The sequence below is a fragment of the Nonomuraea aridisoli genome (genome assembly GCF_003236395.1).
Classification (GTDB): Bacteria; Actinomycetota; Actinomycetes; order Streptosporangiales; family Streptosporangiaceae; genus Nonomuraea; species Nonomuraea aridisoli.
Genome location: NZ_POUD01000320.1, coordinates 1 through 9,696, shown reverse-complemented (window position 1 = coordinate 9,696; position 9,696 = coordinate 1). Strand labels below are relative to the sequence as shown.

The window sequence follows — 9,696 nt, the reverse complement described above, 5'->3', positions numbered from 1 at the left end:
CCCCGGCCCCCGTCACCAGCGCGGTCCGCCCCGTCAGATCCTTCGCCATATCCCGAACCCTAGGCGTTCGCCCCGCCGCGACGCATGGGTGCCACCGACATAGATAGGCGAGGAGATATGTGGATCAACGGCGTCTGGTAAGGTTGCGCTCATGATCACGCATTCGTTCCAGTGGTGGCCCGCCTTCTGAGGCGGACCTCCAGCGAATGCGCACACGGCCGCCTCGACGAGGCGGCCGTCACCGTTTGTGGTGGGTGTCCCCCCGTCGAGCACTGACGAGAAGGGACGCTCATGGTCACCACCACCGGCACCACCTGGCCGGCGCTGCTCACCACGCTGCTCGAAGGCGTGTCGCTCACCTCCCGCCAGGCCGCCTGGGCGATGGGCGAGATCATGTCGGGGCGGGCGACCGACGCCCAGATCGCCGCGTTCGCGGTCGCGCTGCGGGCCAAGGGCGAGAGCGTCGCCGAAGTCGCCGGGCTGGCCGACGGCATGCTCGCCAGGGCGGCGGCGATCCGCGTCTCCGGCGAGCCGGTCGACCTCGTCGGCACCGGCGGCGACCGCGCCAACACCGTGAACGTCTCCACCATGGCCGCCGTCGTGGCCGCCGCCGCGGGCGCCAAGGTCGTCAAGCACGGCGGCCGGGCCGCCTCCTCCACGGCGGGCGCGGCCGACGTGCTGGAAGCGCTGGGCGTGGTCATCGACCTGCCGCCCGCCGCCGCGGTCGCCGTGGCCGAGGAGGTCGGCATCACGTTCTGCTTCGCGCCCGTCTTCAACCCGGCGCTGAGACACGCCTCGGGCGCGCGCCGCCAGCTGGGCGTGCCCACGGTCTTCAACTTCCTGGCACCGCTCACCAACCCCGCCCTGCCGCCCTCCCAGGCGGTCGGGGTCTTCCACCCCGCCATGGCTGAGGTCATCGCCGGGGTGCTCGCCGAGCGCGGCGGCTCGTCGCTGGTCTTCAGGGGCGACGACGGGCTCGACGAGCTGACGACCACCGGCCCGTCCGCCGTCTGGGTCGTACGCCGGGGCAGCGCGACCCGCACGACGTTCGACCCGCTGGACCTGTCGATCCCGCGGGCCCGGCTCGAGGACCTGCACGGCGGCGACGCCCGGCACAACGCCGGCGTGGCCCGCGCCGTCCTCGGCGGCGAGCACGGGCCCGTCCGCGACATCGTCCTGCTGAACGCGGCCGCCGCGCTGGTGGCCGCCGACGGCGCCCCGCCGGCGGCCGAGCTGACACCGGCCCTCGGCGGAGCGGTCAAGCGGGCCGCCGACGCGGTCGACTCCGGCGCCGCCCTGGCGCTGCTCGACCGGTGGGCCGAGGCCACGCGCGCCGCCGGGGCGCGCGGGTAGCCCAGGGGCGGCTCAGGGACGGGTCATCGACAACACGTCGAGCGCGGCGTCGAGTTGCTCCTCGGTCAGGGTGCCGTCGGCGACGTGGCCGCGCTCGATCACGACCTCGCGGATGGTCTTGCGCTCCCGCAGGGCCTGCTTGGCGATCTTCGCGGCCTCCTCGTAGCCGACGTAGCGGTTGAGCGGCGTGACGATCGACGGGGACGACTCGGCGTACTCGCGCAGACGCTCGACGTTCGCCGTGATGCCGGCGACGCAGCGGTCGGCGAGCAGCCGCGAGACGCTCGCCAGCAGCCTGATCGACTCCAGGATGTTGCGCGCGATCACCGGCAGCTGCACGTTCAGCTCGAAGTTGCCGGACGCCCCCGCGAACGTGATCGCCGCGTCGTTGCCGATCACCTGGGCCGCCACCATGGCCGTGGCCTCGGGGATCACCGGGTTGACCTTGCCCGGCATGATCGACGAGCCGGGCTGCAGGTCGGGCAGGTTGATCTCGCCGAGCCCCGCCCGCGGCCCGGAGCCCATCCAGCGCAGGTCGTTGGCGATCTTGTTGAGCGACACGGCCACGACCTTGAGCTGGCCGGACAGCTCGACGATCGAGTCCTGCGCGCTCTGGGCCTCGAAGTGGTCGCGCGCCTCGGTGAACGGGATGTCGGTCGCCTCGCGCAGCTTCCTGATCGCCTCCTGGGCGAACCCCGGCGGCGTGTTGATGCCCGTGCCCACGGCCGTGCCGCCGAGCGGCAGTTCCAGCACGTGCTCCAGCGCGGCCATGACCCGGACGACGGCGTTCTCGATCTGCGTGGCGTAGCCGCCGAACTCCTGCCCGAGCGTCACCGGGGTGGCGTCCATCAGATGCGTGCGCCCCGACTTCACCACTCCGTCGAACGCGACCGCCTTCTCCCGCAACGTCTCGGCCAGGTGCCGCAGCGAGGGCAGCAGGTGGTAGGTCACCTCGGTGGCCGCCGCCACGTGGATCGAGGTCGGGAACACGTCGTTGGACGACTGCGACGCGTTCACGTGGTCGTTCGGGTGGACGGGGCGGCCCAGCCGCTCCTCGGCCAGCGTCGCGATCACCTCGTTGGCGTTCATGTTGGAGGAGGTGCCGGAGCCGGTCTGGAAGACGTCGATCGGGAAGTGGGCGTCGTGCTCGTTGTCCGCCACATCGGCGGCGGCCTGCGCGATCGCCTCCGCCATGTCCTTGTCGATCACGCCCAGCTCGCCGTTGACCTCGGCGGCCACCGCCTTGATCAGGCCCAGCGCGGCGATGTGGGACGGCTCCAGCGTCCGTCCCGAGATCGGAAAGTTCTCCACCGCCCGCTGGGTCTGCGCGCGCCACCTGGCGCCGGCCGGTACGCGTACCTCGCCCATCGAGTCATGTTCGATTCTGAACTCGCTCATGACGTCCAGTCTGTCCCACGCTCGCGCACCGGGGCCGGAGCCGGGCCGGGGTCAGCCGGTGATGAAGGCGACGATCAGGATGGCGATCACCACGGCCGCGCCGGCGGCCACGGCCATGAGCACCAGCATGCCGTTGCGGCTGCCCTTGGACTGCTGCTCCGGCGGGCCGGCGATGTTGAACAGGTCGGTGCCGAGGCCGTGACCCGCGTACGGGCCCTGGGGGACCTGCTGGTTGCCCTGCGGCTGCCCGCCTCCCGGCGCCGGGTAGACCTGCTGGCCCGGAGCCCCTCCCTGGGGAGGCGGCACGCGCCTGGTCGTCAGCGCCCCCTCGTCGACCGGGGGCCGCCGGCCACCCTGCTCGGGACCGGGCGCCGGGCTCTTGGGCCGCGACACGCTGATCGTGCGATCCGGATCGAACCCCGCCTCACCGCCCGCCTCCGCGTTCGGGCCGGCCGCGTTGCCGCCGCCACCGGTGGCGGCGTGACCGGCCGCGCCACCCTGCGGCGCACGCCCGGGCGGCGAAAGGTGCGGCACGGTAGCCGCCCCGCCCTCGACCCCCTGCGGGCCCGACACCGGGCCTCTCCCTTGCGGGCCTGACACGGCTCCCGGCCCTTGCGGACCACGCGCCTGCGGCCCCGAGACAGGGCCGGGAGGAGTTCCCGGCGCCCCTGGCACGCGGCCGCCGGCCGGGTTGGACCCGCTGCCGGCATCGGGTCCGCCGACGTAATGCGCGCCGCTACCGCCGTGAGGTCCGCCCGGACCCGGCGTCCCGGGACGGGGAGCGCCCGGCCCCCTGCCGGGACCACCGGGGACGGACCCTCCAGCCGGTCCCGCGGACGGCGGGGCGCCGTGGCCGGCCGGACCTCCTCCGGGCTGCCCGGACCGGGCGGCCTGCGGGGTCACGCCCGCAGCGCCGGGCGCCTGAGGGCCGGATGGCCGGGCGGCGGGTGAGGTCTTCCGAGGGTCGGGGGACGAGTCGGGCAATGCGGTCTCCTGCGCTTTGAGAGCCTCGGCCGTCATCGCCGGCATCTCGCTGGTGGGGGTGTCGGCGACCATACGGAGCATGGTCTCCGCCTGCGCAGCGTTGAGCCGCTGCCGGTGGTCCTTGTTGAGCAGTCCGTTCAGCACCGGCCGCAGTTGCCCCGCCTGCGTCGGCGGGTCGGCGTTCTCGGTGAGCAGCGCCGCCAGCGTCTCGGCGACCGTGGCCCGCTCGTACGCCGGCCGCCCCTCGACGGCGAAGTACAGCGTCGCGCCGAGCGACCACAGGTCGGACTCCGGGCCGGTGTACTCGCCTCTGGCACGTTCGGGGGCGGTGTAGCCCGGCGAGCCGATCACCATGCCCGTCCGGGTCAGCCGCGAGTCGCCCTCCGCCTTGGCGATGCCGAAGTCGGTCAGCACCACCCGGCCGCTCTCGGTGATGAGCACGTTGGCCGGCTTGACGTCGCGGTGGGTGATGCCCTGGGCGTGCGCCGCCCGCAGCGCGCCGAGCAGGTCGACGCCGAGCTCCGCCACGAGCCGCGGCGGCAGCGGGCCCTCCTCGTCGATCACCTGCTCCAGCGAGCGGGCCTCGATGAGCTCCATGATGATCCACGGGCTGCCGTCCTGGATCAGGACATCGTGGATGGACGCCACGGAGGGGTGGCTGATGCGCGAGGCGATACGGCCCTCCCGCACCATGCGTTCGCGCAGCTCGGCCCGCTGTTCCTCGGTGAGCCCCGGGTCCTGGCGGATCTCTTTGACCGCCACCTCGCGCCCCAGCGCGCGGTCGCGGGCGCGCCATACGGTGCCCATGGTGCCCCGGCCGATGGGGGCGACGAGCTCATAGCGGTCCGCGAGCAGGCGTGTCTGCTGTTCCGGCATGAGAAGAAGATATCGATTCTCGCTTGGGAAGTGCTTTACCCTCGCTTGCGAAGTTCTCGTGGCCAGAACCGCCGAGGAAGGCACAACTTTATCACCGTCGCTTTCAGGCGGGCATAAGCGGACGGAGCAGGCCGCGTTTCTCCGCGCTTGCGATGAACGCCTTCTCCGGGTTTGCGTTCCTGCCGGGGGGAGGGCACGTTCAGCGTCTGCGCGGGGGCGTCGGCGCGGTGCAGCCCGCGGTGGGCGGGCCGGCGCGTGAACGGCGGCTGCGTGATCACCGACCCCGGCCGCGACGGCCGGCGCGGCAGCGGCTCCTCCGCCGAACCGCCCGCGGCCACCCTGGCCAGCATGAGCGAGGCGCGTACGGAGTCGAGCCGGGTGGCCGGGTCGATGCGCAGCAGCGCGTCGAGCACGGGCGCCAGCGGCCCGGCCTTGGTCATGGGGATCGGCTCGCCGGTGGTGAGCGCGGCGAGCGCGGCGGCGGCCGTACGCCGGCCGTGCAGGCCCCTGCCCTCGACGGCGGTGTAGAGGGTCGCCCCGAGCGACCACAGATCGCCGGCGGGGCTGGCCTTCGCGCCGAGCACCCGCTCGGGCGCGATGTAACCGGCGGACCCGAGGACGATGCCCGCCTGGGTGATGGAAACGTCACCTTCGAGTGCGGCCAGGCCGAAGTCGGTGAGCACCGCGCGATCCTCGGTCACCAGCACGTTGCTGGGCTTGACGTCGCGGTGGAGGATGCCCTTGGCGTGCACGGCGCGCAGCGCCCCGAGGATCTGCCGGCCGATCTCGGCGGCCCGGCGCGGCTCCAGCGGGCCCTGCTCCTGGATGAGCTGCTCCAGGGACTTCGCGCGCAGCAGCTCCATCACGATCCACGGCCGGTCGTCCTCGGTGACGACGTCGAAGACGGTGATGACGGACGGGTGCGCGACCATCGCGGTCGCCCGGCCCTCGCGCTCGGTGCGGGCGCACAGCTCGGCGCGCAGCTCCTCGTCGAGCACGGCCGGCAGCCGCACCTCCTTGACCGCCACGTCACGGTCGAGCAGCTCGTCGTGCGCCCGCCACACGGTGCCCATGCCGCCGCGTCCGACCGGCTCCATCAGCCGATAGCGCGCGGCGAGGAGGTAACCGGAGGGCGCACGCATGGCAGGCAGCTTACCTATTTGCGTAAACCGACCAGTAGAGGCGTGGCCGATAATTTGTTGCGAACTTCAGTCAACTCGTCTGACTGATCACGTCAGCCGTCCTCGGCGCGGCATCCGCGCAGTTGACGGGTTCACGGGCTCTCGGCCCCGCACCGACCGGGGTCCGGCCGCACAGAACGCTATTACGTTCGCACCGGCGCGTCGAGTGTCCGTCGAGTCTCCTGGGTCTGGGCTTGGCCGTGGGTCGAGGGTTGGTTTGGTCCCGCCGCGCGGAGGGCTTACCCCGGTCCGCGCGCGCGTTTCCGCCCGGCATGGCTGCGACGTACTCCCGGACCGCCAGCGGCGTGTGTCCATCGGCACAGTCACCGGCAGGCAGGTTGTGCATGATGCCCGGGAGGGGGTTTTCACGCCTGCGGCAGTCTGGCTGACATGAACCGTTCGGGTGCCGTCAGCGAGCTGTAAGAGTGTCGTAAGCGGACGGGTGCATGGTAGAGCCGTGAAAGACGGCAAGCACCCGCAGACCACCGGAAACTGTCGGTCCCGAACGTCAGACTGAGGCTGACGCCCCGGTCCATCGCACTGAAGACAGACCGTTGGAGGACGTGATGAAGATGCGCCAGACCCAGGTTCGACGCCGGCCCAGGAAGCCGAGCGCGGCCTCACTGGACCTTCGCACGCCGTCGGGGCGGAAGCTGCCCTTTTGACCATCCGCGATCAGGAGCGCTATCTGAGAGGTGCGCCATGTGTCCACACCACCCCGTCTGCCCGAGTGCCGACTCTCCCGACCGTGAGAGAGCGCATGTGATCGCGTCCCACCCCGACCAGGGGTGGAGCCTGTTGTGCAACGGTGTCGTGCTCTTCGAGGACACCGGCCTGCTGCTGCCCGACGGCTCGGTGGTCGCGCCCCACCGCACCCCGGTGGCCGCGTGACGCTCACCGTGGCGCCCGCGCCGGGCGGCGGGATCGCCCACCCGGCGCCGTTCGCCGTCTGACCGCTACGAGCGGCGGCCGATGGTCAGCACCGGCCCCGTCTTGTCGGTGAAGAAGTCGTTGCCCTTGTCGTCGACCACGATGAACGCGGGGAAGTCGACCACCTCGATCTTCCAGACCGCCTCCATGCCCAGCTCGGGGTATTCGAGCACCTCGACCTTCTTGATGCAGTCCTGCGCCAGGCGAGCCGCGGGGCCGCCGATGGAGCCCAGGTAGAAGCCGCCGTACTTCTGGCACGCCTCGGTGACCTGCTTCGAGCGGTTGCCCTTGGCCAGCATCACCATCGAGCCGCCCGCCGCCTGGAAACGCTCGACGTAGGAGTCCATGCGCCCGGCCGTGGTCGGACCGAACGAGCCGGAGGCGTACCCCTCGGGGGTCTTGGCCGGACCGGCGTAGTAGACCGCGTGGTCCTTCAGGTACTGCGGCATCTCGCCGCCGTTGTCGAGCAGTTCGGAGATCTTGGCGTGCGCGATGTCCCGGGCCACGACGAGCGGGCCGGTGAGCGAGAGCCGCGTCTTGACCGGGTATTTCGACAGCTCGGCGAGGATCTCCTGCATGGGACGGTTGAGGTCGATCTTGACCACGTCGTCGGAGAGGTGCTCGTCGGTGGTCTCCGGCAGGAACCGCGCGGGGTCGGTCTCCAGCTGCTCCAGGAACACGCCCTCCGGCGTGATCTTGGCGAGCGCCTGGCGGTCGGCCGAGCAGGAGACCGCGATGGCCACCGGGCAGGACGCGCCGTGGCGCGGCAGGCGGATGACGCGGACGTCGTGGCAGAAGTACTTGCCGCCGAACTGCGCGCCGATGCCGAGCTTCTGCGTCAGCTCGAAGACCTTCTGCTCCATCTCCAGGTCGCGGAACCCGTGCCCGGACGGCGAGCCCTCGGTGGGGATCGAGTCGAGGTAGCGGGCGCTGGCGTACTTGGCGGTCTTGAGCGCGTACTCGGCGGAGGTGCCGCCGACGACGACGGCCAGGTGGTACGGCGGGCAGGCCGCCGTGCCGAGCGAGCGGATCTTCTCCTCCAGGAAGGCCATCATGCGCTTCTCGTTGAGCACCGCCTTGGTCTCCTGGTACAGGAACGACTTGTTGGCCGAGCCGCCGCCCTTGGCCATGAAGAGCAGCTTGTACTCGTCGGGGTGGCCGTGGGGGTCCTCGGCGTACAGCTCGATCTGGGCCGGGAGGTTGTCGCCGGTGTTCTTCTCCTCCCACATGGTCAGCGGGGCCATCTGGGAGTAGCGCAGGTTGAGCTTGGTGTAGGCGTCGTACACGCCGCGCGAGATGTGCTCGGCGTCCTGGCCGTCGGTCAGCACGTGGCGGCCGCGCTTGCCCATGACGATCGCCGTGCCGGTGTCCTGGCACATCGGCAGCACGCCGCCGGCCGAGATGGAGGCGTTCTTCAGCAGGTCGAGGGCGACGAACCGGTCGTTGCCGCTCGACTCGGGGTCATCGATGATCTTCCGGAGCTGCGCCAGGTGGGACGCCCGAAGGAAGTGGGAGATGTCATGGACGGCCGTCTCGGTCAGCAGTCGCAACGCCTCCGGGTCGACCTCGAGAAACGTACGCCCAGCCGCTTCGACCTTCCGCACCCCCTCCGATGTGATCAGCCGGTATTCGGTGTCGTCGGCGCCCAGCGGAAGAAGGTCGGTGTAGTCGAACTCGCCCATGTCCATCCTTTCGGTCCTCCAAGAGATTACGCGCCTCCGGGCGGGTGCTCAGCCCCTGGTGCGTGGAGGACCGCGGGCTCACGCCCGCGACGGTCCGGCGGCCGGCTCCGCCGACGGCCGTCGGGCGCTCAGCCCCACGAGGATGCCGACGACCACCAGGCCCGCGCCCAGCAGGTCGTACGCGGTCGGCAGCGCGACCCCGAGCAGCGCGCCCGTGACGATGGCCGCCACCGGGATCAGCCCCGCGAACAGCCCCGCTCTCCCCGGCCCCAGCTTGGGCAGCGACCGGTACCACAGGAAGAACGCCACCACCGTGACCACGATCGCCAGGTAGGTCAGCCCGAACGCCTCCGCGGCCGTCGGCGTCCGGAGCATCCCCGACCCCTCCGTGGCGAGCCCGATGACGGCCAGCATGGGCACGGCGAGCGTCGTCGAGTACGCCGACGTCCTGATCGGCCCCAGCCTGGGCAGCAGCGGGATGGCCAGCAGGGAGAAGCTCACCTCGCCGACCAGCGCGCCGAGCGCCCACAGCAGGCCCGTCGTGTTGCCGCTGCCGAGCCCGGTGGCCAGCGTCGCCCCGGCCACCACCACGCACGCCCCTGCCAGCACCCGGGGCGCCGGACGCCCGCCGGCCAGCGCCAGGGCCAGCGGCACGGTGCCGAGCACCGTGCCGACCAGCGCCGGGCCCGAGGCGCGGGTGGACTCGATCACGCAGACGTTGAAGACCACCAGGCCGAGCAGGGTCAGGCCGCCCAGGCACAGCGCCTCGCGCGGTGTCGGGCGGACGAACCGCAGGCCGAGCGCCCGCGTGATGAGCAGCAGGATGACCGCCGCCACGAGGTAGCGCACGGCCTGGCCGCCGTACACGGGATAGGAGTCGATGAGCCCCGAGACCCCGGCCAGCGTTCCGACGAGGAACATGGCCGCGGCGGCCCCTGCGATGCCGCTGTTCATGCGTTGGATGCTAGGAAGGCAATGGTTCCCGGAAACAGTCCAATGTCCCGCCGGAAGACAGGACCAATATGGCCGACCTCCACATCCAGATAAATCGCGAAAAAGGTGGAATCGCTGGGCAGATCGCGTCCGAGTTGCGCGACTCCATCCGGGGCGGGCGGCTCGCGCCGGGCACCCGCCTGCCCGCCACCCGCGACCTCGCCGCCGACCTGCAGGTCTCCAGGGGCGTGGTGGTGGAGGCGTACGAGCAACTGGTGGCCGAGGGCTTCCTGGTCTCCCAGGTGGGCGCCGGCACGCGCGTCGCGCCGAAGAACGCCTCCCGCCGCACCCCCGCACGC

8 protein-coding genes are annotated in these 9,696 nt (G+C 71.8%); 3 read left to right on the top strand and 5 right to left on the bottom strand.

Going from position 1 to position 9,696, the window contains the following annotated elements:
• The first annotated feature begins 291 nt into the window (after window positions 1-291).
• On the top strand, window positions 292-1,353 hold the full coding sequence (trpD, locus tag C1J01_RS42120; protein ID WP_111184640.1) for an anthranilate phosphoribosyltransferase: 1,062 nt from the start codon (window positions 292-294) through the stop codon (window positions 1,351-1,353).
• A 12-nt stretch (window positions 1,354-1,365) separates the two neighbouring features.
• Here trpD and C1J01_RS42115 read toward each other — a convergent pair whose 3' ends face one another.
• From C1J01_RS42115 to C1J01_RS42100, 3 genes are read right to left on the bottom strand one after another with little or no spacing between them, the layout of a single operon-like run.
• Window positions 1,366-2,751, bottom strand: a complete 1,386-nt coding sequence (locus C1J01_RS42115) for a class II fumarate hydratase (protein ID WP_111184639.1) — start codon at window positions 2,749-2,751, stop codon at window positions 1,366-1,368.
• Between the two features lie 51 nt (window positions 2,752-2,802).
• Complete coding sequence (locus tag C1J01_RS42105) at window positions 2,803-4,611, bottom strand: serine/threonine-protein kinase (protein ID WP_111184638.1); 1,809 nt, start codon at window positions 4,609-4,611, stop codon at window positions 2,803-2,805.
• Between the two features lie 35 nt (window positions 4,612-4,646).
• Window positions 4,647-5,753, bottom strand: coding sequence for a serine/threonine-protein kinase (locus C1J01_RS42100; protein WP_111184637.1), 1,107 nt, complete (start codon window positions 5,751-5,753; stop codon window positions 4,647-4,649).
• A gap of 741 nt (window positions 5,754-6,494) precedes the next feature.
• Between C1J01_RS42100 and C1J01_RS42095 the strand changes: the two genes are divergently transcribed.
• Complete coding sequence (locus C1J01_RS42095) at window positions 6,495-6,683, top strand: DUF5999 family protein (protein ID WP_111184636.1); 189 nt, start codon at window positions 6,495-6,497, stop codon at window positions 6,681-6,683.
• A gap of 65 nt (window positions 6,684-6,748) precedes the next feature.
• On the opposite strand, the gene C1J01_RS42090 is transcribed toward C1J01_RS42095, so the two are convergent.
• Both C1J01_RS42090 and C1J01_RS42085 read right to left on the bottom strand, forming a co-directional pair.
• Window positions 6,749-8,404, bottom strand: a complete 1,656-nt coding sequence (locus C1J01_RS42090) for a fumarate hydratase (RefSeq protein WP_111184635.1) — start codon at window positions 8,402-8,404, stop codon at window positions 6,749-6,751.
• A 78-nt stretch (window positions 8,405-8,482) separates the two neighbouring features.
• Window positions 8,483-9,358 (bottom strand): DMT family transporter, encoded by an 876-nt coding sequence (locus C1J01_RS42085; RefSeq protein WP_111184634.1) that lies wholly within the window; start codon window positions 9,356-9,358, stop codon window positions 8,483-8,485.
• Window positions 9,359-9,426: 68 nt separating this feature from the next.
• Here C1J01_RS42085 and C1J01_RS42080 point away from each other — a divergent pair.
• A partial coding sequence (locus C1J01_RS42080) for a GntR family transcriptional regulator (RefSeq protein ID WP_268958800.1) occupies window positions 9,427-9,696 on the top strand: 270 nt, incomplete at its 3' end.

Excerpts from the sequence above, each read along its gene's own strand:
- C1J01_RS42095 (WP_111184636.1), top strand. The coding sequence starts at position 6,495 with ATGTGTCCACACCACCCCGTCTGCCCGAGTGCCGACTCTCCCGACCGT.
- trpD (WP_111184640.1), top strand. The coding sequence starts at position 292 with ATGGTCACCACCACCGGCACCACCTGGCCGGCGCTGCTCACCACGCTG.
- C1J01_RS42105 (WP_111184638.1), bottom strand. The coding sequence starts at position 4,611 with ATGCCGGAACAGCAGACACGCCTGCTCGCGGACCGCTATGAGCTCGTC.
- C1J01_RS42100 (WP_111184637.1), bottom strand. The coding sequence starts at position 5,753 with ATGCGTGCGCCCTCCGGTTACCTCCTCGCCGCGCGCTATCGGCTGATG.
- C1J01_RS42115 (WP_111184639.1), bottom strand. The coding sequence starts at position 2,751 with ATGAGCGAGTTCAGAATCGAACATGACTCGATGGGCGAGGTACGCGTA.
- C1J01_RS42085 (WP_111184634.1), bottom strand. The coding sequence starts at position 9,358 with ATGAACAGCGGCATCGCAGGGGCCGCCGCGGCCATGTTCCTCGTCGGA.
- C1J01_RS42090 (WP_111184635.1), bottom strand. The coding sequence starts at position 8,404 with ATGGGCGAGTTCGACTACACCGACCTTCTTCCGCTGGGCGCCGACGAC.